This window comes from Streptomyces lydicus, from assembly GCF_000717345.1.
GTDB lineage: Bacteria > Actinomycetota > Actinomycetes > Streptomycetales > Streptomycetaceae > Streptomyces > Streptomyces lydicus.
The window spans coordinates 46953-71906 of sequence record NZ_JNZA01000027.1; the positions used below are offsets into that span (position 1 = coordinate 46953).

The 24954-nt window shown below is 73.2% G+C and carries 18 protein-coding genes and 1 pseudogene; 5 read left to right on the plus strand and 14 right to left on the minus strand.

The annotated features are described in order from the left end of the window. Positions 1-47: 47 nt before the first annotated feature. The 3 genes from OO62_RS24055 to OO62_RS24065 are packed head-to-tail and all read right to left on the minus strand — an operon-like array spanning position 48 to position 3239. Complete coding sequence (locus OO62_RS24055; RefSeq protein WP_033269650.1) at positions 48-1115, minus strand: Zn-dependent alcohol dehydrogenase; 1068 nt, start codon at positions 1113-1115, stop codon at positions 48-50. After that, positions 1115-2311, minus strand: a complete 1197-nt coding sequence (locus tag OO62_RS24060; RefSeq protein ID WP_033269651.1) for an acyl-CoA dehydrogenase family protein — start codon at positions 2309-2311, stop codon at positions 1115-1117. Before OO62_RS24060 ends, OO62_RS24055 begins: the two co-directional genes overlap by 1 nt. 34 nt (positions 2312-2345) lie before the next feature. Next, complete coding sequence (locus OO62_RS24065) at positions 2346-3239, minus strand: SDR family oxidoreductase (RefSeq protein ID WP_033269652.1); 894 nt, start codon at positions 3237-3239, stop codon at positions 2346-2348. Between the two features lie 109 nt (positions 3240-3348). On the opposite strand from OO62_RS24065, the gene OO62_RS24070 reads away from it, so the two are divergent. After that, positions 3349-4275 carry a cyclase family protein gene (locus OO62_RS24070; RefSeq protein WP_033269653.1) on the plus strand — a complete coding sequence of 309 codons (927 nt, stop codon included), beginning with the start codon at positions 3349-3351 and terminating at the stop codon, positions 4273-4275. A gap of 278 nt (positions 4276-4553) precedes the next feature. Here OO62_RS24070 and OO62_RS24075 read toward each other — a convergent pair whose 3' ends face one another. From OO62_RS24075 to OO62_RS24085, 3 genes are all read right to left on the minus strand, one after another. After that, positions 4554-5012, minus strand: coding sequence for an ATP-binding protein (locus tag OO62_RS24075; protein ID WP_033269654.1), 459 nt, complete (start codon positions 5010-5012; stop codon positions 4554-4556). Between the two features lie 473 nt (positions 5013-5485). Next, complete coding sequence (locus OO62_RS24080) at positions 5486-6463, minus strand: acyl-CoA dehydrogenase family protein (RefSeq protein WP_033269655.1); 978 nt, start codon at positions 6461-6463, stop codon at positions 5486-5488. Positions 6464-6470: 7 nt separating this feature from the next. Then, positions 6471-7643, minus strand: coding sequence for an acyl-CoA dehydrogenase family protein (locus OO62_RS24085; protein WP_033269656.1), 1173 nt, complete (start codon positions 7641-7643; stop codon positions 6471-6473). 135 nt (positions 7644-7778) lie between these two features. On the opposite strand from OO62_RS24085, the pseudogene OO62_RS36585 reads away from it, so the two are divergent. Both OO62_RS36585 and OO62_RS24095 read left to right on the plus strand, forming a co-directional pair. After that, positions 7779-9295, plus strand: a pseudogene (locus OO62_RS36585) (class I adenylate-forming enzyme family protein). Between the two features lie 37 nt (positions 9296-9332). Beyond that, positions 9333-10523 carry a winged helix DNA-binding domain-containing protein gene (locus OO62_RS24095; protein WP_033269657.1) on the plus strand — a complete coding sequence of 397 codons (1191 nt, stop codon included), beginning with the start codon at positions 9333-9335 and terminating at the stop codon, positions 10521-10523. A gap of 9 nt (positions 10524-10532) precedes the next feature. Here OO62_RS24095 and OO62_RS24100 read toward each other — a convergent pair whose 3' ends face one another. From OO62_RS24100 to OO62_RS24110, 3 genes are all read right to left on the minus strand, one after another. Beyond that, the gene (locus OO62_RS24100; protein ID WP_033269658.1) at positions 10533-11030 is read right to left on the minus strand and encodes a MepB family protein; all 498 of its coding nucleotides are present in this window, start codon (positions 11028-11030) and stop codon (positions 10533-10535) included. A 21-nt stretch (positions 11031-11051) separates the two neighbouring features. Further along, positions 11052-13286 (minus strand): protein kinase family protein, encoded by a 2235-nt coding sequence (locus OO62_RS24105; protein WP_033269659.1) that lies wholly within the window; start codon positions 13284-13286, stop codon positions 11052-11054. 239 nt (positions 13287-13525) lie between these two features. Further along, the gene (locus tag OO62_RS24110; RefSeq protein ID WP_033269759.1) at positions 13526-15598 is read right to left on the minus strand and encodes a serine/threonine-protein kinase; all 2073 of its coding nucleotides are present in this window, start codon (positions 15596-15598) and stop codon (positions 13526-13528) included. Positions 15599-15805: 207 nt separating this feature from the next. Here OO62_RS24110 and OO62_RS24115 point away from each other — a divergent pair, with 207 nt between their 5' ends. Next, positions 15806-16990 carry a serine hydrolase domain-containing protein gene (locus OO62_RS24115; protein WP_033269660.1) on the plus strand — a complete coding sequence of 395 codons (1185 nt, stop codon included), beginning with the start codon at positions 15806-15808 and terminating at the stop codon, positions 16988-16990. Here OO62_RS24115 and OO62_RS24120 read toward each other — a convergent pair. Continuing rightward, entirely contained in the window at positions 16987-18693 is a 1707-nt protein-coding gene (locus OO62_RS24120) for a glycerol-3-phosphate dehydrogenase/oxidase (protein ID WP_033269661.1), read from the minus strand. The genes OO62_RS24115 and OO62_RS24120 overlap by 4 nt on opposite strands. A 249-nt stretch (positions 18694-18942) precedes the next feature. Here OO62_RS24120 and OO62_RS24125 point away from each other — a divergent pair, with 249 nt between their 5' ends. Continuing rightward, the gene (locus OO62_RS24125; protein ID WP_033269662.1) at positions 18943-20178 is read left to right on the plus strand and encodes a nucleotide sugar dehydrogenase; all 1236 of its coding nucleotides are present in this window, start codon (positions 18943-18945) and stop codon (positions 20176-20178) included. Positions 20179-20250: 72 nt separating this feature from the next. Here the strand turns inward: OO62_RS24125 and OO62_RS24130 are convergent, their stop codons facing one another. From OO62_RS24130 to OO62_RS24145, 4 genes are all read right to left on the minus strand, one after another. After that, on the minus strand, positions 20251-21366 hold the full coding sequence (locus tag OO62_RS24130; protein ID WP_033269663.1) for a GuaB3 family IMP dehydrogenase-related protein: 1116 nt from the start codon (positions 21364-21366) through the stop codon (positions 20251-20253). 122 nt (positions 21367-21488) lie between these two features. Further along, positions 21489-22991 carry an IMP dehydrogenase gene (gene guaB, locus OO62_RS24135; RefSeq protein WP_033269664.1) on the minus strand — a complete coding sequence of 501 codons (1503 nt, stop codon included), beginning with the start codon at positions 22989-22991 and terminating at the stop codon, positions 21489-21491. A 138-nt stretch (positions 22992-23129) separates the two neighbouring features. Beyond that, positions 23130-23705 (minus strand): sigma-70 family RNA polymerase sigma factor, encoded by a 576-nt coding sequence (locus OO62_RS24140; RefSeq protein ID WP_033269665.1) that lies wholly within the window; start codon positions 23703-23705, stop codon positions 23130-23132. Between the two features lie 279 nt (positions 23706-23984). Further along, positions 23985-24596, minus strand: a complete 612-nt coding sequence (locus tag OO62_RS24145) for a response regulator transcription factor (protein WP_003948568.1) — start codon at positions 24594-24596, stop codon at positions 23985-23987. Between the last annotated feature and the right edge of the window lie 358 nt (positions 24597-24954).

Sequence of the window (24954 nt, forward strand, 5' to 3'; positions counted from 1 at the left end):
GCACACAACGAGTGGCCGGAAGGCCATGGTTCATCAGGATCGGGCCACTAGAACGTCAGCACCGCCCGCGCCACCCGCCCGTGGTGCGCGTCGTCCGCCGCCTTCGCGAAGTCCTCCACCGGGTACGTCCTCGTCACCAGCTCGTCCAGCAGCAGCCGCCCCTCGCGGTACAGCCGGGCGTACAGCGCGATGTCCCGCTGCGGCCGCGACGAGCCGTACCGGCACCCCAGGATCGACTTGTCCAGATACATCGACGACACCGGGAACGACGCCTCCGCACCGGCCGGTGGCACCCCGAGCAGCACCGCCTGGCCGTGCCGGTCCAGCAGCTCGACCGCCTGCCGGATCAGCCGGGTGCTGCCCACGCACTCGAAGGCGTGGTCGGCACCGGTCGGCAGGATCTCCTTCACGGCCTTGACGCCGTCCGCCACCGCCGACGCGTCCACGAAGTGCGTCGCCCCGAACTGCCGGGCCATCGCCTCCTTCGCCGGGTTGGCGTCCACCGCGACGATCGTCGACGCCCCGGCGATCCGCGCCCCCTGGAGCACATTGAGCCCGACGCCGCCGGCCCCGATCACCACCACCGACTCACCGCGGTCCACCCGCGCGCGGTTCAGCACCGCCCCCACCCCGGTCAGCACCGCACACCCGATCAGCGCGGCCGAGGTCAGCGGGATCTCCTTGCCGATCTTCACCGCCTGCACCGCCTTGACGACCGTACGCTCCGCGAACGCCGAGTTCGAGGCGAAGTTGAACAGCTCGGCCGCCCCGCGCCGGAACGGCTTCCCCGGCATGCCGATCGCCGTACGGCACATCGTCGGCCGCCCCCGGTCGCACTCCGCGCACGCCCCGCAGTTGGCCAGCGTCGACAGCGCGACGTGATCGCCGGGCGCCACGTGCCCGACGCCCGCGCCCACGGCTTCGACCACCCCCGCCCCCTCGTGTCCCAGCACCACCGGCACCGGAAACGGAATCGTCCCGTCGACCACCGACAGGTCGCTGTGGCACAGCCCGGCCGCCCGGATGCCGACCAGCACCTCGCCCGGCCCCGGATCCCGCACCGTCAGGTCGTCCACGACCCGGGGCCGCTCACCGTCGAATATGACGCCTTTCATCACCGCTCCACTCTGGGCAGGCCGAGCACGCGCTCGGCGATGATGGTGCGCTGGATCTCGTCCGAGCCGCCGTACAGCGTGTCGGCCCGGCTGAACAGGAACAGCCGCTGCAGCGCGTCCAGTTCGTACGGCGCCTGCGCGGTCCAGTCGAGGGGCCCCAGTGCGGCCGCGGCGCCCCGCACCCGCATCGCCAGTTCCCCGAGCCGCTGGTGCCAGCCGCCCCACAGCAGCTTCGCCACGCTCGGCGCGCCCGCGTCCCCGGCCGCCCCCAGGGTCCGCAGCGCGTTCCACCGCATCACCCGCAACTCGGCCCACTGCCGTACGAGTTGCTCGCGCAGCACCGGGTCGCGGAGCGCGCCGCAACGCACCGCCGCCGCGACCACCTCGCCCAGCTCCGCAGCGAACCCGATCTGCTGGACGAGCGTCGAGACCCCCCGCTCCAGCGCCAGCAGCCCCATCGCCACCCGCCAGCCGGCCCCCTCCCCGCCCACCACGTGCCCGGCCCGCGCCACCGCCCCGTCGAAGAACACCTCGTTGAACTCTGCCGTCCCCGACATCTGCCGGATCGGCCGCACCTCGATCCGCCCCGGCTGGTCCATCGGCACCAGCAGGAACGACAGCCCCCGGTGCCGCCGCTCACCCGGATCCGTCCGCGCGAGCACGAAGCACCAGTCGGCCTCCTTGGCCAGTGAGGTCCAGATCTTCTGCCCGCTGATCCGGTAGCCGGCCCCGTCCCGCACCGCCACCGTCCGCAGCCCCGCCAGGTCCGACCCCGCGTCCGGCTCGCTGTAGCCCTGGCACCACAGCTCCTCGCCCCGCGCGACGGCCGGCAGGAACCGCCGCCGCTGCGCCTCGTCCCCGTACGCGAGCAGCGTCGGCGCCAGCAGGTTCTCCCCGATGTGCCCGACCCGCCCGGGCGCCCTGGCCCGCGCGTACTCCTCGGCCCACACCACCTGCTGCGTCAGGCTCGCCGCGCGGTTGCCGTACGCACCGTGCGCGCGGTCCCACCCGAGCCCGATCCAGCCACCGGCCCCGAGCTCGCGCTCCCACGCCCGGCGCGCCACGGCCCCCTCGTGCTCACTCCCCGGCCCGCCACGGCCCGCCAACTCCGCGTACGGGCCCACGAGATGCCCCGCCAGCCACTCCCGGGCCGCCGCCCGGAACCCCTCGTCCGCACTCCCGAACGCAAAGTCCACAACGCCCTCCCGGCCCGCACGTGCACGACAGGCCCTACCGCTTCGCCGCCGCCTCCGCCATCGCCTCCAGCTGCGCCAGCATCGGCATGGGGTCGACGCCCACGGCACCCGGCACCACCTCGGCCACCCGTTCCGGTGTCCACCCGCCCTCGCCGGCGTACACGGAGCGCAGCTCCGCGGGCTGGGCCCACACCGCGATCTTCGGACCGGCCACCGTGTAGACCTGCCCGGTGACCTCGCGGGCCCGCTCGCTGAGCAGGTAGACGACGAACGCCGCCACGTCCTCCGGCTCGCCGATCTCCTTGAGTTCCATCGGCACCTTCGCCGACATCCGCGTCCGGGCGACGGGCGCCACCGCGTTGGCAGTCACCCCGTACTTGTGCAGGCCAAGCGCGGCGCTGCGCACCAGCGAGATGATCCCGCCCTTCGCGGACGCGTAGTTGGCCTGCGACACCGACCCCTGGTGGTTGCCGCTGGTGAAGCCCACCAGCGTCCCGGAGCCCTGGCGCCGCATGACCGCGGCCGCGGCCCGGAACACCGTGAAGGTGCCCTTGAGGTGGGTGGCGACCACCGGGTCCCACTCCTCCTCGGACATGTTGAAGAGCATCCGCTCGCGCAGGATCCCGGCCACGCACACCACGCCGTCGATCCGCCCGTACTGCGCCAGCGCGGTGTCCACGATCCGCTGCCCGCCGGCCATCGTGGAGACGTCGTCGGCGACCGCGGTGGCGACCCCGCCCGCCGCCTCGATCTCCTTCACCACCGAGTCGGCGATCCCGCTGCTCGGTTCGGCACCGTCGAGGGCGACTCCGAAGTCGTTGACGACGACCTTCGCCCCTTCGTGTGCGCAGGCCAGCGCCACCGCCCGCCCGATGCCGCGCCCGGCCCCCGTGACGGCGACCACCTTGCCGGCCAGGAAGTTCCCCATGCCGCACCCCTTCCACCCGTTTCTGACGGACCGTTAGATTTTTGAGCAGACGCAGTGCGAACACAAGACCCCGGCCCGAACCGGACCGACCCGCCCCGAGGAGGCCGTCATGCCCCTGCCGCAGGAGTTCCACGACATCGCCGCACGCGTGAACAACTGGGGGCGCTGGGGGGCGGACGACGAGATCGGCACCCTCAACCTGATCACCGACGAGGTGGTGCGCGCGGCCGCCGCCACCGTCCGCAGCGGCCGCCGCATCCCCCTCGCCCTCCCTCTCCGGCAGGACGGCGTGCAGACCGGGATGATCCCCGGCCGGGTCAATCCGCTGCACACCATGACCGCCATCAATCAGGAGATCTTCGGGCCCGGCACGGTCGCGACCTCGGACGACGCGGTCACCATGGGCCTGCAGGCGGCCACCCACTGGGACGGCCTCACCCATGTCTCGCACTCCGGGCGGCTCTACAACAACCGCCCGGCCGACGCGGTCACCGCGCACGCCGGCGCCACCGTCCTCGGCATCGAGAAGGCCACCCCGATCACCTCGCGCGGCGTCCTGCTGGACGTGGCCCGCGCGCACGGCACCGACCTGCTGTCCGGCGGGCACGCCGTCACGCCGGAGGACCTGGACGCCGCCGAGGAGCTGGCCGGAACGACGGTCCGGGCCGGCGACATCGTCCTCGTACGGACCGGGCAGCTGCGGCACTACCTCGCCGGCGACCGGCAGGCGTACGCGTTCCCCTCCCCCGGGCTGTCGCTGCGCACCCCGGAGTGGTTCCACGCCCGCGACGTGGCGGCGGTCGCCAACGACACCCTGACCTTCGAGATCTTCCCGCCGGAGATCGAGGACCTGTGGATGCCGGTGCACGCGCTCCACCTCGTCGAGATGGGCATGCTCCAGGGCCAGAACTGGAATCTGGAGGAGCTGGCGGCGGCCTGCGCGGAGGAGGGCCGCTACAGCTTCTTCCTGTCCGCCATGGCGGAGCCGTTCGTCGGCGGCTCCGGTACACCGGTCGCGCCGGTGGCCGTCCTCTGAGGGCACCCGGCGGGCCAGGTGGCGGTGCGCTCATGCGCGCCCCGAGCACGGCACCGCGCGCCGCCACCTCCCCGGCCACCGCCGGGGGCCCAACCAGGCCGCGATCCACACTCGTCGAGGTCAGGACCGGGTCGGCACCCGATTCCCCCCACATCCTCGGCGTCCCCTCGCGGCGAATCGCACCACCCAAGAGTGATCAACTGAGCACGCCACGTCAACACCTGGTCTGGACTAATTTCGTGACACCCGCTGCACCATTGGGCGTTATGCCCGAATTGTCAGGGTGTAAGGGAGCTCAGTTGGCCGCGCTCGGCGCCGGCCGCCATCAACAGCGGCCGCCCGCGGTCCACCTCGCACCAGATCCGCTTGCCGGCACCCTCCGGCTGCCAGCCCCAGCGGTCCGCCAGACCGTCGACCAGCTCCAGGCCGCGGCCGTTGGTGTCGTCCCCGTCGGCGTGCCGCGGGCGCGGCGGGCGGGCGCTGGCGTCCACCACCTCCACGCGGACCGTCCCCACGACGGCACCGGACCCGGAGAAGCACATCCGCAGCTCGGCCGCCGCACCGGTGTGCACCACGGCGTTGGTGACGAGCTCGGAAATCAGCAGGATCAGGGTCTCGGCAAGCGGCTCGTCGGGCCCTATGCCGGATCCCACGAGCCGCGAACGGGCCCATCGCCTGGCCCGCCCCACTTCCGCGGGATCGGGCCGTACGTCCAACTGCACCTGAAGCACCTGCACCGCTCACACCATCCGAACCGGCGGAAACATCGCCTCGCGCCTCCACGGGGTCACGGTGCGTGACCCCGGCGAAGCACAGCATGGTTGACGTTCAGTCACCCCAACAAGCGCTTCGGGCATATTCCAGCGCAAGGGAGTATGCGTGCTGCATACTGTGCGACGCACTTTGCGGGGAGTCGAACATGGGGGATTGTCGGGCTCTGGCCCAAGGCGGGCGGCGCGCAGTCCGTACCCCGGAGCCGTCGGAAGGACGACGCCGGGTTCGTTGCGCCACAGAACCACTCGCACCCAACGGAGCGTACCTGAGCGGAGCGCCGACTCCCCCCTGTGACGAGTCACGCCTAGGACACAACCCGATATCGACACTCCGTGACCACTTCTGTGTGGCGAGTCCGACATTTCGCACACAGGTTGCCTGAGTCTGACATCGCCGGTCATCGGTCACCGCCCCTACGGCCTCGGCGCGACCCTGGTCAGCCGAGCAGGTCCGCGGCCAGCGCTTCTTCCGCCTCGGCCGCGACGCCCCAGCACGCGGCCCGCAACCAGGCCCGCTTGAGATGCAGATGCACATCGGCCTCCCAGGTGAAGCCCATCCCGCCGTGGACCTGCAGACAGTCCCGCGCGTTGCGCACCGCGGCCTCGTCGGCCAGCAGCTTGGCGCCCGTCACATCCATGGCACCCTCCGTGACCGCCGCCGCATAGACGGCACTTCGGGCTATTTCTGCACGTACGAGCATCTGGGCGCACAGATGCTTGACCGCCTGGAAGGAGCCGATGGGCGCACCGAACTGGGTGCGCTCACGGGCATGGGCGACCGCCGTCTCGACCGTGCGGACCGCGCTGCCCACCTGCTGCGCCGCGGTCAGCAGCGCGGCCTCGCGCCGCAGCCGGGACGGGTCGGGGCCGGCGAGGGGCGCGCCGCGCGGGAAGTCCGTGACGCGGGCGAGCGGGGTGAGCGGGTCGACGGAGGTGAGCGGGGCACACGCCACCCGGTCCGGCGCACTCCGGTACACACCCGCCGCGCGCCCGGGTGCGCCCGCGGCGTCCCGCCCGCCCCCCTCCACCAAGATCAACTCATCGCAGTCGGCCGGGTGTTCCCACAGCACCGCCTCCGCCGAGCCGTCGCACAGCCCGGCGGTCCGTTCGCCGGCCGCCACCCCGTCGACCACCCCGGCCAGCAGTTCGCACGCCACCAGCGGCCCCGGCAGCAGCGCCCGGCCGACCTCCTCGAAGACCAGCACCGCCTCCGGCAGTCCGAGCCCCACCCCGCCGGCCTCCTCGGGCAGGCGCAGCGCGAAGAACCCGGCCGCGCCCAGCTCCCGCCACAGCGCACGGTCCAGGGCCGGTTCGTCGACCGCCGCCCGCAGCCGGTCCCGGCCGAACCGGCCGTCCAGCAGCTTCCGCGTCCCGTCCCGCAACGCCCGCTGTTCGTCGGTGAGTTGGAAGTGCACCGGCCGCTCACCGCCCCTTCGGCAGGCCGAGTATCCGCTCGGCGACGATGTTCTGCTGGATCTGCGAGGTGCCGGCGGCGATGGTGTACGAGAGGGAGGAGAGCCGGTCGGCGACCCACTCGTGTCCGGCGTCCAGCGCCCCGGCGCCCAGCACCTCCGCGGCCGCGTCGTACAGCTCCTGGCGGGCGTGCGAGTAGCGCAGCTTGAACACCGAGCCGCCGGTCCCGGGGACGCCGCCGCCCTTCCCCGGAGCGGCCGACGCCCCTCGGCCGGCCGGAGCCGCCCCGGCCTCGCTGACGTTCCACTGGATCAGCCGCCACAGCGCCGCGAAGTCCGCGTTCAGCCGGCCGAGTCTGCGGCGCAGCACGGCATCGTCCCAGCGGCCGTTGGCGCGGGCGGCGCGGGCCAGCGCGCCGAGCACCCGCCGGCAGGCCACCACCTCGCCGACGAAGGCGGTGCCGCGCTCGAAGGAGAGCGTCACCATCGTCACCCGCCAGCCGTCGTTCTCCGCCCCGACGCGGTTGCCGGCCGGTACCCGCACCTCGTCGAGGAACACCTCGGCGAACTCGGCCGTCCCGGCCAGCGTCCGCAGCGGGCGGACGGTGACGCCGGGTGCGTCCATCGGCATCGCGAGCCAGGTGAGGCCCCGGTGCCGCGGCGCGTCCGGGTCCGTCCGCACCAGCAGCTCGCACCAGTCGGCGACCTCGGCGTGCGAGGTCCAGATCTTGGCGCCGGTCACGACGTAGTCGTCGCCGTCGCGCACCGCCCGGGTCCGCAGCGACGCCAGGTCCGAGCCGGCGTCCGGTTCGCTGAAGCCCTGGCACCACACCTCGTCGCCGCGCAGGACGGGCGGCAGCCAGCGCTGCCGCTGCGCCGGGGTGCCCTCCACCGCGATCGTCGGGCCCGCGTGCAGCAACCCGACGAAGTTCGCCCCCACATAAGGGGCCCCGGCCCGCTCGGTCTCCTCCAGGAAGATCAGCCGGATGGTCGGGGCGGCGTCCCAGTGCACGTCGGCATACCCGGCGTCGTGGAGCATCCGCTGCCAGGCGGTGTCGTACGCCCGCCGGGCCGGCCAGTCGCGCGGGTCGGGCCGGGCGGGCAGCGTCGGCAGCACCGAGGCGAGCCAGTCCCGCAGCCGCACCCGGAAGGCCCGCTCCTCCTCGGTGTACGCGAGGTCCATCCCGCTGCCCCCTCACCCACTTCTGATGCTCCGTCAGATTCAGGCTAACCGCCGCCCCGTGGACCGACAAGGCATGCCGCCGTACGCTCGGACGAGAAACTGACGTAACGTCAGATCACGTCGACGGAGGCCGGTATGGACTGCGGGACACTGTGGGACCTGGTGGCCGGGCGTGCCGCCCGCAGCCCGGACGTGACCGCGCTCATCCAGGCGGGCGACACCGCCGCGGACGACCGCCGGCTCACCTTCGGCGCGCTGCGCACCCGCGCCGAACGCGTCGCCGCCGGGCTGTACGGGCTCGGCGTACGCCCCGGCAGCCGGGTCGTCTGGCAGCTGCCCACCCGCCTCGAGACCGTGCTGCTCAGCCTGGCGCTGGCCCGCCTCGGCGCCGTGCAGAGCCCGATCGTCCCCGCCTGCCGCGACCACGAGACCGCGCACGTCCTGCGCCGCACCGCGGCGGACCTCTTCATCGTCCCCGGCACCTGGCGCGGCTTCGACCACGCCGCCATGGCGCGCCGGCTCGCCGCCCGGCTGCCCCGCCCGCCTGCCGTCCTGGCCGCGTACCGCACGCTGCCCGACGGCGATCCGGCCGTCCTGCCGCCGCCGCCCGCGGAGGGCGAGGCGGTCCGCTGGATCTACTGGACCTCGGGCACCACCGCGGCCCCCAAGGGCGTCCTGCACTGCGACCGTGCGCTGCTGACCGCCGGCACGGACCTGGGGCGGGCGCTGCGCCTGCCCCGTCCGACATCGGCTCGATGGCCTTCCCCTACGCACACGTCGCCGGGCCCGACTACACCGTGCTGCTGCTGCGGCACGGCATTCCGGCCGTCCTCTTCGAGCACTTCGCGCTCCCCGCGGCGCTGGACGCCTACCGCCGGCACGGCGTCACCCTCGCCGGCGGGTCGACGGCCTTCTACGCCCTCTTCCTCGCCGAGCAGCGCAAACAGCCGGGCCGCCCGCTCCTGCCCGCCCTCCGCCTGCTGGCGGGCGGCGGCGCGCCCAAGCCGCCCGGCCTGTACCACGACGTGGTGCGCGAGCTGGGCTGCGCGCTCACCCACGGGTACGCGCTGACCGAGGCGCCCATGGTCACCATGGGCGATCCGCGGGACAGCCACGAGCACCTGGCCACGCGGGACGGTCGGCCACCGGCGGGGATGGAGATCCGGATCGCCGACGACGGCGGGATACGGCTGCGCGGGCCCGCCGTCTGCCGCGGCTACCTCGGCGAGCCCGACCCCTTCGACGCGGACGGCTTCCTGCCCACCGGCGACCTCGGGCACCTCACCCCTACCGGCCACCTCGTGGTCACCGGCCGCCTCAAGGACATCATCATCCGCAAGGGCGAGAACATCTCCGCCCAGGAGATCGAGGAACTGCTCCACCGGCACCCGGACATCGCCGAGGCCGCGGTCATCGGCCTGCCGGACGCCGAGCGCGGCGAGCTGGTCTGCGCGGTGATCGAACAGCCGCCGGGCGCACGGGAGTTGACGCTCGGCGCGGTCACCGCACACCTGCTCGCCCAGGGCCTGGCCCGGCACAAGCTCCCCGAGCGGCTGGAGGTGCTGGCCGCCCTGCCGCGCGGGGCGACCCTGGGCAAGGTGCGCAAACCGGAGCTGAGAGAACGGTTCGGGGGCGGCGCCGCGCGGGTGTAGGACGACCGCTGTCCTACCGGACCCGTACGGTCACCCCATGGACGCCCGACCCCGTATCGACACCGCCGCGCGCCGCGCCCGCCTCGGGCGGCGGCACCTGCTCGCCCCCGCCCACCGGGCGGCCCGCACCGAACAGGCCGCCGACGCGGTCGTCGGACTGCACGCCAGCGACCCGGCGACCGTCCACCTGGCGGCCTGCGCCCGGCTGGCCGTCCCGGACCCCGCGGACGTCGAGCGCGCGCTCTACGACGACCACACGCTGGTCCGGCTGCTGTGCATGCGCCGCACCCTCTTCGCGGTCGGCGCCGGTATCGCCCCGGTCGTCTCCTCCTCCACGGGGCGGGCGATCGCCGCCAAGGAGCGGGCCGGGATGGTCAGATGGATCACGGAGGGCGCCCCGGGCTGGGACGAGCGACGGATCACCGAGGTCGAGGCGCAGACACTGGCCGCGCTCGCCGGGCGCGGTACGGCGACCGCGGCCGAGCTGGCCACCGACGTCCCCGGACTGCGCGAGACGATCGTGGTCTCCCCCGGCAAGCCGTACGAGGCCACGGTGAGCGTCTCCAACCGGATCCTGCGGGTGCTGGCAGCCGAGGGACGCATCCGGCGCGGCCGCCCCCGCGGCAGCTGGACCAGCAGCTCCTTCCGCTGGACGCCCGGCACCCCGTTCGCCGAACTGGACGCCCCGCCGGCCCCCGAGGCGCGCGCCGCGCTCGCCCGCCGCTGGCTCGCCGCCTACGGCCCGGCGACCGTCGAGGACCTCAAGTGGTGGACGGGCTGGACGCTGACCGACACCCGGCGGGCGGTGGCCGCCACCGGAGCCGTCGAGGTGACCCTCGACGGCGGCGTCACCGGCCTCGCCCTGCCCGACGACCTCGCACCGCTCCCCGAGCCCGAGCCCGAGCCCTGGGCCGCCCTCCTGCCCGCCCTCGACCCCACCGCGATGGGCTGGAAGGCCCGCGACTGGTACCTCGACCCGGACCACGTACCGCACCTCTTCGACCGCAGCGGCAACATCGGCCCCACGGTGTGGTGGAACGGCCGGATCGTCGGCGGCTGGGCCCAGCGCCCGGACGGTGAGATCGTCTGGCGGCTGCTGACCGGCGAGGGCGGCAGTACGGCCGCCGCCGCGGTGGAGTCCGAGGCGGCCCGGCTGGCCTCCTGGATCGGCCCGGTCCGCGTCACGCCACGCTTCCGGACGCCGCTGGAACGGGAGTTGAGCGCGTAGCGGGCCCCCCTAGGGGTGGTACAGCGCGTGGGCGCGGGCCGGGTCGGCCGGGCCGTCGGCGGGGATCGGCAGGAAGTGCCGCACCTGCCACTCCTGGGTGGCGCGGGCCTGCCGGCTGGTCGTCGTCACCCACGGCGGGTAGACGCGGAACCCCCGCTTCCCGCCGACGCCGCCGCGCGCGACGACGCCCCGCTCGGCCAGCACCTCGCGCGGGAAGACGAAGTGCCCGAAGCCGTCCGCGTCGCGGGAGCTGATGACGAACAGGTCAACGGGATCCGCGACGTCGAAGGGCCGGATCGGCCCGCCCTCGTGCCGCTGCCACACCGTGACGAACTGACCCACCTTCGTCGGCGTGGTCTTCCCCACCCGGAACCGCACGGCACGGTCGTCCAGGGTGAAGGAGTGGGCCCCGTACTCGGCGCTCTCCGCCTCGGGCACCGGCGGCGAGCAGACGAAGCCGCACGGGTCGTACACCGCGGACCGGGCCGCGGTCAGTTCGTCGTGCATGCCGTCATCGTCCCACGGCGGTCAGCCGGTCCGGTACGAGCTGGACGCCTGCTCGTAGAGGCGGTCCACCTCGCGCCGCCCGCTGTCCGGGCCGATGACCAGGACCAGGTGGTAGCGGCCGTTCTGGATCATCGCGAGGTTGCGCACATAGACCTCGCGGCCGCTGCTGTCACGCCAGCTGAAGGTGCCCTCCGCCATCGCCGTCCGGCCGACGTCGATCCGCCGCAGACCGGACGCCGAGGCCCAGCTGGCGGAGCGGTACGGAGCCAGCTCCGGCTCCTTGTTCTGGAGGTAGGCCATCGGGTCCGCGCCGAACGCCGCCGTACGGTCCCGGCCGGGCACCACCAGCAGCTCGTAGTCGCCGCCGACGTACCGCACCTGGCCCTGGCCGGTGACGCCGCGGCGCTGCCAGCCGTCGCGGACCGCGATCCGGAAGCCCTTGGGGTCGGTGCGCAGCGCGAAGCCCTTGGCGACCTCCGGGGGCGCCGCGCTTTGCGGGTCCGCGGTGCCGGCCGCGCCGCCGGCCCCCGCCCCGTCCCGGCCGCCGGTCGGGGTGGGGCTGCCGCCGGGTGCCGCGCCCGACGTCGCGGTGTGCTCCGCGCCGCGCCGCCCGGCCTTGGAGTCCTGCCCGGCCTTCGGCATGAACGCCACCGCGTAGACGACCGCGCAGACCAGGAGCAGCAGGATCGCGGTGAGCAGCAGCTGGCCGAGGTTGCGCGGGCCACCGCGCGACGGGCGGGCCGGGCCCGGCGCGAGGTCGATGCCGACCTGGCCCAGCATCTGCTGCTCGTACAGCTCCCGGTCCGGCGTCGGCGCCCGCCCCGCCGGCTGCCTGGCGGGCCGGGCCGCACGGGGCTGCCGCAGCGGCTTGGGCTGCTTCGGGGGGCGCGGCAGGCGGGCCGGCGGGGCGGGGCGTCCCCCCTGCTCCCTTGAGCTCGGGAGAGGGAAGGTCTCCTCGGCGGGCGCGGTCCACCGGCCCGCCTCCGGTGTCCGCGGGGCGGGCGGCACCGGCGCGGCGGCGGGCGCCTGCGCCGCGGGTGCCGGCTGCGCGGCCCGGGACCGCCGCGGCGGCCGGCTCTTCTTGTGCCGCCCCCGGTGGACGAGTTCGCCGCGGCGCCGCAGGATCGGCAGCCGCCGCGGGTCGCCGCCCCGCTCCAGCGCCGGCATCGTCACCGCGCGGCTGCCCGTCTCCGGCTCCGGCGCCGTCCGCACCAGGGAGCGCAGCCAGCCGCGCAGCTCCTCGAAATCCGGCCGGTCGGCGGGGTCCTGACGCAGCAGCGACTCGACGACCGGACGCAGCGCCCCGCACTCCTCGGCGACCGCGGGCGGCTCGGAGCAGACCAGCTGGGCCAGTTCGGCGGCGCTCTCCTCGGGGAACGGCGGATGCCCCTGCACGCAGCGGAACAGCAGCGCGCCGACCGCCCACAGGTCGGTGGCCGGGCCGACCGGCGGCGCCAGCTGCCAGTTCTCGTGCACCGGGCCGGCCTGCTCCGGCGCCCAGCGCTCGGTGACCGGGCCGACGACGGTCAGCCGCGCCTGCCGGGCCCGTTCGGCGGCCAGGGCGCCGGTGGGCCGGCCGTACCCGGGCGCGGTGGCGGTACCGGCCCCGGCCCGCCCCTCCGACGGTGCCTTGGTCAGCGAGACCGCGGCCTCCGCCGGCGCGTCGTACCCGCACAGCGCCTCCTGCGCCGCGCCCACCGCCAGGCCGGTCAGGACGGCCCGGCCGTCGTCACAGACCAGGACCGTGCGGGCGGTGATGTTGTGGTGCAGCCGCCCGTCGGCGTGCAGCACCCGCAGCGCGGCGAGCAGATCGGATCCGATCTCCGCGGCACGGTGCGGGGACAGCGGCCGCTCGGCGAGCAGCGCGGACAGCGGGCGGGCGGTGAGGAGTTCGCCGACGACCCAGAGGCTGCCGTCCTGCACGAAGACGTCGAAGACCTGCTCCAGCCGGGGGTGGTCGGGCAGCTGCGCCACGGTCGTGGCGGCGTCCAGCGCGCGCCGCACGGTCGGGTCCCGGGGATCGCGGTCGGCCTTTCCCGCCGCCCGGCCGCCGACGGGATGCCCCTCCGCGAAGCGGGCCGCACCGTCCCCGACGACCTCCGCCTCGACGACCTCCGGCAGCGGCACCTGACGGACCAGCACCTCCTGCCCGCTGTAGGTGTCGAAGGCGCGGGTCTCGGGGAAGTCGTCATCGCCGAGCGGCCGCACGGGCAGGCGGTAGCGCTCGGCGAGCACTCTTCCTGCGTACTCGTCCACGACGCCTCCCCGCAGCGCGCGCTGTGTCTACCGTCGCGCCGGAGCCGCCCTCCGGCACCGACGCCGTTGGTCACTTCCGGTCGCGTTCCCGCCGATTGCGGATGCGTACGGTCCTTGATGTCTCAGATGTCTCACGATACGTGTCCGCACCGACAGTCGGGGCCCGGTCGGCCGAACGACGCGCGCCGTCTCGCTCCGGCACCGGGGTCTCCGGGGTCAGCTGCCCGCCCGCGCCCGGCTCAGTCCTTCACCGCGAAGGTCTTGAACGCGGTCGTGACCACGTTCTGGCATTCCTTGTCGGACCAGGTGTCCGCCTTGCAGGTGATCATGATGGCGTAGCCGTGGTCGTCGTCCGCCCGGAAGCCGCGGTTGAGGACCCGCACCTTCTCGCCGTCCTGCTTGCGCGTGAACGACCAGTCGGCGACGGTCGGGTAGTTCCGCCACTTCACCGACTTGATGCCGAGGAGGTGGTAGTCGGTGCTGGAGCCGCGCACGCTCGGCTCCAGGCTGCGCCAGGCGGCCGCCGCGTCCTTGCCGGGCTCGGCGTTGTAGTCGACCTGGACGCGCGGGAAGCCGCCCGAGGCGCTGTAGATCGCGCCGGAGTTCTGCCCCGCGGTGTCGGTCTGCCGGAAGCCCTTGGGCATCGCCATACGGAAGTGGAAACGGCCGTTGGAGAGCTCGGCGAAGCCGTCCGGAACGCCCTTGCCGTCCTTGCCGCCCTTGTCGTCCTTGCCGCCCTTGTCCTCGACCGGGGCGGCGTCCGGCGTCTGGCCGCCCGGCGTGCCGGGACCGTTCGTCGCGCCGTCACCCTTCGCGCCGGCCGGGTCCGTGGCGGGCTTGTCCCGGCCTGCGGACGGCGTGGTGTCGCTCTTGCCGGACGCCTTGCCGCCCTTCGGCGAGGAGTCGTCGCCGCTCAGCGCGAGCGCCAGGACCGTGCCCAGCACGGCGAGGGCGACGACCACGGCCACCACGATCAGCGTGCGGCGCGGGACGACGTCGGTCAGCGAGGCCCGCGCGGCGGACGGACGGCTCCCGTCGCCAGGTCTGGACTCGGCACGGGCCGCGGCGGCGGCCGCCGCCGCGTTGCGCACGGACTGCAGGGCGCCGCGCATCCGCTGCTTGGCGGCCTCGGTGTCGAAGCCGGTACGCGACGAGGGACGGTCCACCGTCCGGCTGCCCGCGTCCGCCGCGGCGGGAGCGGCGGGGCGCCCGGCGCTCTTCCTGGGGCGCTCCGGCGCGCTCGCCGGCGTGGCCACGGCCCGCTCGGTGCCGGCCTTCGCTTCCTTCGCCTTGCCCGCCCCGGCCTTCGCGGCCCGCTCACCGGCCGCCGGCCCGGCCACCGGAGCGGCCGGCTGCTTCGCCTTGGGGCCCCGCGGCTTGGGGGCGGCGGTCTTCTTGGACGTGCCCTTGGGCTTGGCAGCCCGCTCCGCGGGCACCGTCGGCAGCGCCATCGCCCGCGTCGCGTCCATCGGCGGCTCGGGCGCCTTCTCCGGGGTGTGCACGACGTCCAGCAGCAGCGCCCGCGCGCCCGCGTCGTCCAGCCGTGCGTCGGGGTCCTTCACCAGCAGGCCGTAGATGACCTCTTCCAGCGCGCCGGCGCTCTTCGGCGGCTCGACCGGCTCGGTCATCACCGCCGTCAGCGTGGCGATCGCCGAGCCCTTGTCGTACGGCGGCACGCCCTCGACGCAGGCGTACAGCAGCCCGCCGAGCGACCACATGTCGGCCGGCGGTCCCGGCTTCTGACCGCGGGCGCGCTCGGGGGAGATGTAGGAGGGGGCGCCGACCAGCATGCCGGTCGAGGTCACCGAGGGGTCGCCCTCGACCTGCGCGATACCGAAGTCGGTCAGCACGACCCGGCCGTCGTCGGACATCAGGACGTTGGACGGCTTCACATCGCGGTGCAGGATGCCCTCGCTGTGTGCGGCGCGCAGCACGTCGAGCACCGCCAGGCCCACCTCGGCGGCGCGGCGCGGGGTGAGCGGGCCGTCGTCGCGCACGACTTCGGCCAGCGAGCGGCCCTCGACCAGCTCCATCACGATCCACGGCCGGTCGTCCTCGTCGACCACGTCGTAGACCGTCACCGCGCCGTTGTTGCGGATCCGGGCGATCGCCTTGGCCTCGCGCAGCGTACGGGTGATCAGACGACGCTTCTCGTCCTCCTCGACCCCGCCCGGGAAGCGCAGTTCCTTCACTGCGACCGTACGGCCCAGCACCTCGTCGCGTGCCCGCCAGACGGTGCCCATGCCACCCCGGCCGAGAACATCGGCGAGCCGGTACCGGCCGGCGAGCAGCCTGCCGCCCTTGCCGTCCATCTCGACCTCGTCGCCCACTGAATCCCCTCGGCAATCCAGCCGAGTTGGCAGTTGTGACGTCTCATCGATCGTCAAACTGACTCAACTCGGACAACCCACCCTGGCAGAGCCTTCATTCTCTCTCATCCGCGGCCGTGCGGAAGGCCCGGGTCGGTGCCGGACGGCACCACCCGCCCGTCATGATGGCCCCGACGAACGGGAGTCCCGATGACGATGCGCTCGCGCCGGCCGGCCGCCGTGGCGGTCGTGCTGGCCGCCCTCGCCGCCCCGGCCCTGACGGCCTGCGCCCCGGCGCCGCCCGCCGCCCGCGTCCCGCCGGTCGGCACCGTCACGCGGCCACCGGCCGCCACCGTGCCCGCACTGCGCCGGCTGGTCGAGGACGGCGCGCCGGGCGCGGCCTCCCTCGTCACCCGCGACGGCCGCTTCCACGCCTCGCGCTTCGCCACCGTCGGCGTCGCCGACCTGCGCAACGGCCGCAGGATGGGCGCACGGGACCACTTCCGGGCCGGCAGCCTGACCAAGACCCTGGTCGCGACGGTGATCCTCCAGCTGGTCGCCGAGGGCCGGCTCGCCCTGGACGGCACCGCGGCCGCGCACCTCCCCCCGGGCGTACCGGCCACCGGCGGCGGCGACGGCAGCGACCTGCGCAAGGTGACGGTGCGCCAGCTGCTGGACCACACGAGCGGTTTGTTCAACTACACCGAAGACCGCCGGCTCTCCCGGCAGCTCTACGGCAACGGCTTCGGCGCCCACCGCTACGACCGCCACACCCCGGCCGAGCTGCTGCGGATCGCGCTGGGCCACCCGCCGGCCGCGGCCCCGGGCGCCCGCTACAGCTACTCCAACACCAACTATCTGGTGCTCGGCCTGATCATCAAGGCGGTCACCGGGCACCCGTACGCCACCGAGATCCGCCGCCGCATCCTCGTCCCCGCCCGGCTCGACGACACCTCCTTCCCCGGCACCGACCCGACGCTGCCGGCGCCGCACGGCCGCGCGTACTCCCGCATCGGCGACCGTCGGGTGGACGCGACGTCCCTGGACCCCAGCCGGGCCGGGGCGGCCGGCGAGATGGTCACCACCCTCGGCGACCTCAACCGCTTCTTCTCCGCGCTGCTCGCCGGCGCGTTCCTGCCGCCGCGCCAAATGGCCGAGATACGCAGCGAGAAACGCACCGGCGGCACCTACGGCCTCGGCCTCTACGCGACGAAGCTGCCCTGCGGCGTCACGGTCTGGGGCCACAACGGCGACATCAACGGCTCCTTCGCGCAGACCGCGGGCACCGCCGACGGCCGGCACGTCGTCAGCTACCGGGTCAACACCGACGCGGCCGACCGGGCACACGGCACGGACGTCCTGACCGCGGAGTTCTGCCGGGCACCGCGCGCCTAGAGCGGCACGATGTCCGGGGCGCCGAGCCGCGCCGCGTCCGCCGTCAGGTCGTCCGGCTGCCGCTGCGATTCGCGCTCCGCCTCCACCCGCTTCTGGTAGTGCGTGATCTCCTTCTCGATCTGGGCGTCATCCCAGCCCAGCGCGGGCGCCATCAGCTCGGCGACCTCACGGGCGCTGCGGGTGCCCCGGTCGAAGGTCTCGATCGAGATCCGCGTACGGCGGGTCAGCACGTCGTCGAGATGGCGCGCGCCCTCGTGCGTGCAGGCGTAGACCGCCTCCGCGCGCAGGTAGTCGTCGGCGGCCGCCAGCGGTTCGCCCAGCGAGGGATCGGCCACCACCAGCTCCAGCAGCTCCTCGGCCAGCGAGCCGTAGCGGTTCAGCAGATGCTCGATCCGCGCCACGTGCAGCCCGGTGCGCGCCGCGATCCGGGCCCGCGCGTTCCACAGCGCCTTGTAGCCCTCGGCCCCGACGAGCGGCACGTCCTCCGTCACGCACTCCGCGACCCGCCGGTCGAGCCCGTGCACTGCCTCGTCCACCGCGTCCTTGGCCATGACCCGGTACGTCGTGTACTTGCCGCCGGCGACGACCACGAGACCCGGCACCGGATGCGCCACGGTGTGCTCCCGCGACAGCTTGCTGGTGGCGTCCGACTCCCCCGCCAGCAGCGGCCGCAGCCCGGCATACACGCCCTCGACGTCGTCCCTGGTCAACGGGGTCGCCAGCACCTCGTTGACGTGCCCGAGCAGATAGTCGATGTCCGCGCTGGACGCCGCCGGGTGCGCCTTGTCCAGATCCCAGTCGGTGTCGGTCGTCCCGATGATCCAGTGCCGCCCCCACGGGATGACGAACAGCACGCTCTTCTCGGTCCGCAGGATCAGCCCGGTCGTCGAATGGATCCGGTCCTTGGGGACGACCAGGTGGATCCCCTTCGAGGCGCGGACGTGGAACTGCCCGCGCTCACCGATCAGCGCCTGGGTGTCGTCCGTCCACACCCCGGTGGCGTTGACGATCTGCTGCGCCCGGATCTCGTACTCGGTGCCGCCCTCGACGTCCTCCACCCGCGCGCCGACCACCCGCTCGCCCTCGCGCAGAAAACCCACCACCCGCGCCCGGTTGGCGACGTGCGCGCCATAGGCGGCCGCGGTCCGTACGAGGGTGGCGACGTACCGCGCGTCGTCCATCTGCGCGTCGTAGTACTGCAACGCGCCCACCAGCGCGTCCTTCTTCAGGCAGGGCGCCACCTGCAGCGCCCGCTTGTGCGAGAGGTGCCGGTGGAGGGGCAGCCCGCGGCCGTGCCCCGACGACACCGACATGCCGTCGTACAGCGCCACGCCCGATCCGGCGTACCAGCGCTCCCAGCCCTTGTGCTGGAGCGGATAGAGAAACGGCACCGGCTTGACCAGATGCGGCGCCAGCCGCTGCAACAGCAGCCCGCGCTCCTTGAGGGCCTCGCGCACCAGCGCGAAGTCCAGCATCTCCAGATACCGCAGACCGCCGTGGATGAGCTTGCTCGACCGGCTGGACGTGCCCGAGGCCCAGTCCCGCGCCTCCACCAGCCCCGTGCACAGTCCCCGGGTCGCCGCGTCCAGAGCGGTCCCCGCCCCGACGACCCCGCTGCCGACCACGAGGACGTCCAGCTCCCGCTCCGCCATTCGGGCGAGTGCCTCCGCCCGTTGCGCCGGTCCCAGTATCGCTGTCTTCACCGCTGCCTCCCGCTGCTGTCGGGGCCACTGTGATCGGGGGCCATGCCCCGTCCGTCGATTCTGACCGCGCCAAGAGCCGCCATCCACCCTTCACTCAAGGGGGCAACACCCGGCGACCTTGATCCACCAATCCCCATTCTGGGCCAAATATCCGCTTAGTCTACTTATGCACTCTCCGCAGACGTCATGCGCCGACCGCGTACATGACGCCCCTGTCACGCGCAGTCGCTCGGGAAGGACGGCCGCAGCATGCCCGCAGACCTCGCCGTCATCGGACTCGGTCACCTCGGCCTCCCCCTCGCCCAGGCCGCCACCACCGCCGGTTTCACCACCCTCGGCTACGACCCCGCCCCACCCACCGCCACCGACGGGCCGCTGTCCGCCACCGAACTCCGCCGGCTGCTGTCGGCGGGCTTCCGCACCACCACCGACCCCACCGCCCTGGGCCGGGTCCGTACCGCCGTCATCTGCGCACCCACCCCGCTCGGCCAGGACCGCTCCCTCGACCTCACCGCCGTCGCCGACGCCGCGCGCACCCTCGCCGCCCATCTGCGCCCGCACACCACGGTCATCCTCGAATCCACCGCCTACCCGGGCACCACCGAGGAATTCCTGCGCCCCCTGCTGGAGGACGGCTCCGGCCTCACCGCCGGCCGCGACTTCCACCTCGCCTGCTCACCCGCCCGCCACGACCCGGGCAACCGCACCCACCGCTACGCCAACACCCCGAAGGTCATCGGCGGTCTCACCCCCGCCTGCACCGAAGCCGCCGCCGCCTTCTACGGCCGCCTCACCGACAAGGTCGTACGCGCCCGCGGCCCCCGCGAGGCGGAAACCGCCAAACTCCTGGAAACCAACTACCGGCACATCAACATCGCCCTCATGAACGAGATGGCGGTCTTCTGCCACGACATCGGCGTCGACCTGTGGGACGTCATCCGCTGCGCCGAGACCAAGCCCTTCGGCTTCCAGTCCTTCCGCCCCGGCCCCGGAGTCGGCGGCCACGCCGCCCCCATCGACCCCAACCACCTTGCCTACAAAGGACGTTCACCGGAACACCCGCTGCGCATGGTCGAGTGGGCACAAGAGGTCAACGACCGCATGCCCCACTACGTCATCCAGCGCTGCGCCACCCTCCTGAACGAGCACGGCAAGTCCGCCCGCGGCGCCCGCGTGCTGCTGCTCGGCGTCACCTACAAGCCGGACGTCGGCGACCAGGCGGGCTCCCCCGCCTGGGAAATCGCCGCCCGCCTGCGGGAACTCGGCGCGCACGTCACGTACCACGACCCCTACGTCCCGCGCTGGACCGTCCTGGACCGCCCCGTCCCCCGCGCCGACTCGCTCTACGAAGCCGCCGCCGCCGCGGACCTCACCCTGCTCCTCCAGGCCCACCGCACCTACGACCTCCAGGGCCTGTCGGTCAAGGCGCAACTCCTCCTGGACACCAGAGGAGCCACCCCCACCGGCTCCGCCCACCGCCTGTGAGGGGAGCCCCAAAAACCGGAAGCCCGGCCGCGTGGTGAGGCGGCCGGGCTTCCGTTCTGCAAGGGGGGAGGACTAGCGCCGCGGCGCCACCGTCACCTCGACCCGCTGGAACTCCTTCAGCTCCGAGTACCCGGTCGTCGCCATCGCCCTGCGCAGCGCGCCGAAGAAGTTCATCGAGCCGTCGGTGGTCGTCGAGGGCCCGAGCAGCACCTCCTCGGTCGTGCCGACCGCACCCAGGTCCATCCGCTTGCCGCGCGGCACGTCCTCGTGGACCGCCTCCATGCCCCAGTGGTGGCCACGGCCCGGCGCGTCCGTCGCACGGGCCAGCGGGGAACCCATCATCACCGCGTCCGCACCGCAGGCGATCGCCTTCGGCAGGTCGCCGGACCAGCCCACGCCACCGTCGGCGATGACGTGCACGTACCGGCCACCGGACTCGTCCATGTAGTCCCGGCGGGCGGCCGCGACGTCGGCGACCGCGGTCGCCATCGGGACCTGGATGCCCAGGACGTTGCGGGTGGTGTGCGCGGCGCCGCCGCCGAAGCCGACCAGCACACCGGCCGCGCCGGTCCGCATCAGGTGCAGCGCCGCGGTGTACGTGGCGCAGCCGCCCACGATCACCGGGACGTCCAGCTCGTAGATGAACTGCTTGAGGTTCAGCGGCTCGGCCGCCGACGACACGTGCTCGGCGGAGACCGTCGTCCCGCGGATCACGAAGATGTCGACACCGGCGTCCACGACGGCCTTGGAGAACTGCGCCGTACGCTGCGGCGACAGCGCCGCGGCGGTGACCACACCCGCGTCGCGCACCTCCTTGATGCGCTGCCCGATCAGCTCTTCCTTGATCGGGGCCGCGTAGATCTCCTGGAGCCGGCGGGTGGCGGTGGCCTCGTCCAGCTCGGCGATCTCGGCGAGCAGCGGCTCCGGGTCCTCGTAGCGGGTCCACAGCCCTTCGAGGTTGAGGACGCCCAGACCGCCCAGCTCACCGATGCGGATCGCGGTCTGCGGAGAGACCACCGAGTCCATGGGAGCGGCCAGGAACGGCAGCTCGAAACGGTAGGCGTCGATCTGCCAGGCGATCGAGACCTCCTTCGGGTCGCGGGTGCGGCGACTGGGTACGACGGCGATGTCGTCGAATGAATATGCCCGGCGGCCGCGCTTGCCGCGCCCGATCTCGATCTCAGTCACGTGTGTGGCCTTTCCTCTACGTCTGCGGTTCCAGTATCCCCGACACACCGGAGCCCGCGGCCGGGGTGCGGCCGCGGGCTCCACGGTAGGGCCGTGCCAGGGGGTGTCCAGAGGCGCAGCGCCTAGCGCCGGGAGTAATTCGGCGCTTCGGTGACCATCTGGACGTCGTGCGGGTGGCTCTCCTTGAGACCCGCCGCGGTGATCCGGACGAACCGGCCCTTCTCCTTGAGCTCGGGGATGTCGGCGGAGCCGACGTAGCCCATGGAGGCGCGCAGACCACCGACGAGCTGGTGGGCGACCGAGGCCAGCGGGCCGCGGTAGGGCACCTGGCCCTCGATGCCCTCGGGCACCAGCTTGTCCTCGGAGAGGACGTTGTCCTGGAAGTAGCGGTCCTTGGAGAAGGACCGGCCCTGGCCGCGGGACTGCATGGCGCCCAGCGAGCCCATGCCGCGGTACGACTTGAACTGCTTGCCGTTGATGAAGACCATCTCGCCCGGCGACTCCTCGCAGCCGGCCAGCAGTGAGCCCAGCATCACGGTGTCCGCGCCGGCCGCGATGGCCTTGGCGATGTCACCGGAGAACTGCAGCCCGCCGTCACCGATCAGCGGCACGCCCGCGGCGTTCGCGGCCTGCGCGGCCTCGTAGATCGCGGTGACCTGCGGGACGCCGACACCGGCGACCACGCGGGTGGTGCAGATGGAGCCGGGGCCGACACCGACCTTGATGCCGTCGGCGCCCGCGTCGATCAGCGCCTGGGCGCCGTCCCGGGTCGCGACGTTGCCGCCGACGACGTCGACGCTGATGTTGGACTTGATCTTGGCGATCATGTCGAGGATGCCGCGGCTGTGGCCGTGCGCGCTGTCCACGACGAGGAAGTCCGCACCGGCCTCGACCAGCGCCTGCGCCCGCTCGTACGCCGCGTCGCCGACACCCACCGCGGCACCGACGACCAGCCGGCCCTCGGCGTCCTTGGCGGCGTTCGGGTACTTCTCGGCCTTGACGAAGTCCTTGACCGTGATCAGGCCCTTGAGCACACCCGCGTCGTCGACCAGCGGCAGCTTCTCGATCTTGTGGCGGCGCAGCAGCTCGATGGCGTCGTCGCCGGAGATGCCGACCTTGCCGGTGACCAGCGGCATCGGCGTCATGACCTCGCGGACCTGCCGGCTGCGGTCCATCTCGAAGGCCATGTCGCGGTTGGTGACGATGCCCAGCAGCTTGCCCGCCGCGTCGGTGACCGGCACACCGCTGATACGGAACTTGGCACACAGGGCGTCGGCCTCGGCGAGGTCGGCGTCCGGGCGGACCGTGATCGGGTCGGTGACCATGCCGGACTCGGAACGCTTCACCAGGTCGACCTGGTTGGCCTGGTCCTCGATGGACAGATTGCGGTGGAGTACGCCCGCACCGCCCTGCCGCGCCATGGCGATGGCCATGCGCGCCTCGGTGACCTTGTCCATCGCCGCCGACAGCAGCGGGATGTTGACCGTGACGTTGCGCGAGACCCGGGACGCGGTGCTCACCGCGTTCGGCAGCACCTCCGACGCGCCGGGCAGCAGCAGCACGTCGTCGTAGGTCAGCCCGAGCATGGCGAATTTGGCGGGCATACCGTCGACGTTGTCACTCATGACACCTTCCCCAATGCTCTTGCCTCAGCGCGGACTCCCATGCTAACGGCCTGGAGAAGTGTCCCAATCCACGAGCGATGAGGGCCTCGTCACTTGTGGATTCGTACGGCGATTTCCGGCCGCCCGTGAAGCCCGCGGTTACTGCTCCGCGAGCGCCCGCAGCCTGCTGAGCGCGCGGTGCTGGGCGACCCGGACCGCACCGGGCGACATCCCCAGCATCTGCCCGGTCTCCTCGGCCGTCAGCCCGACGGCGACCCGCAGCAGGACCAGCTCGCGCTGGTTCTCCGGCAGGTTCGCCAGCAGCTTCTTGGCCCACTCGGCGTCGCTGCTCAGCAGCGCCCGCTCCTCGGGGCCGAGGGAGTCGTCGGGCTGCTCGGGCATCTCGTCGGACGGCACGGCCGTGCTGCCCGGATGCCGCATCGCGGCCCGCTGCAGATCGGCGACCTTGTGGCCGGCGATGGCGAAGACGAACGCCTCGAAGGGCTTGCCGGTGTCGCGGTAGCGCGGCAGCGCGCAGAGCACCGCGACACACACCTCCTGCGCCAGGTCCTCGACGAAGTGCCGGGCATCACCCGGCAGCCTCGACAGACGGGTGCGGCAGTAGCGCAGGGCGAGCGGATGCACATGGGCCAGCAGGTCGTGGGTGGCCCGCCGGTCACCCTCGACTGCGCGTGCAACGAGATCGCCGATCTCCTGCTTCCCGTCCTCACGCATCGGACCATGGTGCCTTGGCGCCGCACGATCCGCGGCATCAGGTCCGTACTTGTGCACTGAAGCGTTATGCGCGGCAGGTGCGCCGGCTGTCATCTCCTGCGCCCTCCCCTCGTGCCCGACCGACCCGTCCCCGAGGAACTCCATACCTCCAAGGATGCGGCACCGCGCGGCGAATCGGACCGCCGCCGTACGCGGGCGGTTGCGGGGCACCATGGCGCCCCGCCCGCCGCAAGGCGGGCGGGGATCTTCACTCCCCCGCATCGCTGCACGTCACAACGCCTAGCGGACCAGTCCCCAGCGGAAGCCGAGCGCCACCGCATGCGCCCGGTCCGAGGCGCCGAGTTTCTTGAAGAGGCGCCGGGCGTGGGTCTTGACGGTGTCCTCCGACAAGAAGAGCTCACGGCCGATCTCGGCGTTGGAGCGGCCGTGACTCATGCCCTCCAGCACCTGGATCTCGCGTGCCGTGAGCGTCGGGGCGGCCCCCATCTCGGCGGACCGCAGCCGGCGCGGGGCGAGCCGCCACGTCGGGTCCGCGAGCGCCTGGGTCACCGTCGCCCGCAGCTCGGCGCGCGAGGCGTCCTTGTGCAGATAACCGCGGGCGCCGGCGGCGACCGCGAGCGCGACGCCGTCGAGGTCCTCGGCCACCGTGAGCATGATGATCCGGGCGCCCGGGTCCGCTGACAGCAGCCGGCGCACGGTCTCGACACCGCCGAGACCGGGCATCCGTACGTCCATCAGAATCAGATCCGAGCGATCGGCACCCCAGCGGCGGAGGACTTCCTCGCCGTTGGCCGCGGTCGTCACACGCTCGACGCCGGGCACGGTCGCAACCGCCCGACGGAGCGCCTCTCGGGCAAGCGGGGAGTCGTCGCAGACGAGGACGGATGTCATGACCGCCCTCCGCAGCTGATGCGCGTCACCTTGAGCCTCCAGGCTGGTACATATCGTCACCTGTGCGATTGACGGCCGCCTCGGACACCTGCCCGAGGGCTACCTCTGCCAATCGCCTCCGCACACTCAACGACGGTCACTCGAAAGAGTTACGGCTTCGCTGACCGTATTCAGCACGCTCCGTGAGGAGCCGGATACGCAGACGACTCGTCGCGCGACCGGCGTCCGCGCGTGCACCCTATGCCCTATTTGGCTCTCTTTCTTCCATTTTCGTGTCGACTATGACTAGATTCGCAATGAGTCATATTTACATCTACTTCGACAGTAGATGTACGGTCGTTGGCACCGAGCCCGAATC

Coding starts and splice junctions, on each gene's coding strand:
- OO62_RS24055 (WP_033269650.1), bottom strand. CDS start 1,115: ATGAAAGGCGTCATATTCGACGGTGAGCGGCCCCGGGTCGTGGACGAC.
- OO62_RS24065 (WP_033269652.1), bottom strand. CDS start 3,239: ATGGGGAACTTCCTGGCCGGCAAGGTGGTCGCCGTCACGGGGGCCGGG.
- OO62_RS24070 (WP_033269653.1), top strand. CDS start 3,349: ATGCCCCTGCCGCAGGAGTTCCACGACATCGCCGCACGCGTGAACAAC.
- OO62_RS24085 (WP_033269656.1), bottom strand. CDS start 7,643: ATGGACCTCGCGTACACCGAGGAGGAGCGGGCCTTCCGGGTGCGGCTG.
- OO62_RS24095 (WP_033269657.1), top strand. CDS start 9,333: ATGGACGCCCGACCCCGTATCGACACCGCCGCGCGCCGCGCCCGCCTC.
- OO62_RS24100 (WP_033269658.1), bottom strand. CDS start 11,030: ATGCACGACGAACTGACCGCGGCCCGGTCCGCGGTGTACGACCCGTGC.
- OO62_RS24110 (WP_033269759.1), bottom strand. CDS start 15,598: ATGGACGGCAAGGGCGGCAGGCTGCTCGCCGGCCGGTACCGGCTCGCC.
- OO62_RS24115 (WP_033269660.1), top strand. CDS start 15,806: ATGACGATGCGCTCGCGCCGGCCGGCCGCCGTGGCGGTCGTGCTGGCC.
- OO62_RS24125 (WP_033269662.1), top strand. CDS start 18,943: ATGCCCGCAGACCTCGCCGTCATCGGACTCGGTCACCTCGGCCTCCCC.
- guaB (WP_033269664.1), bottom strand. CDS start 22,991: ATGAGTGACAACGTCGACGGTATGCCCGCCAAATTCGCCATGCTCGGG.
- OO62_RS24140 (WP_033269665.1), bottom strand. CDS start 23,705: ATGCGTGAGGACGGGAAGCAGGAGATCGGCGATCTCGTTGCACGCGCA.
- OO62_RS24145 (WP_003948568.1), bottom strand. CDS start 24,596: ATGACATCCGTCCTCGTCTGCGACGACTCCCCGCTTGCCCGAGAGGCG.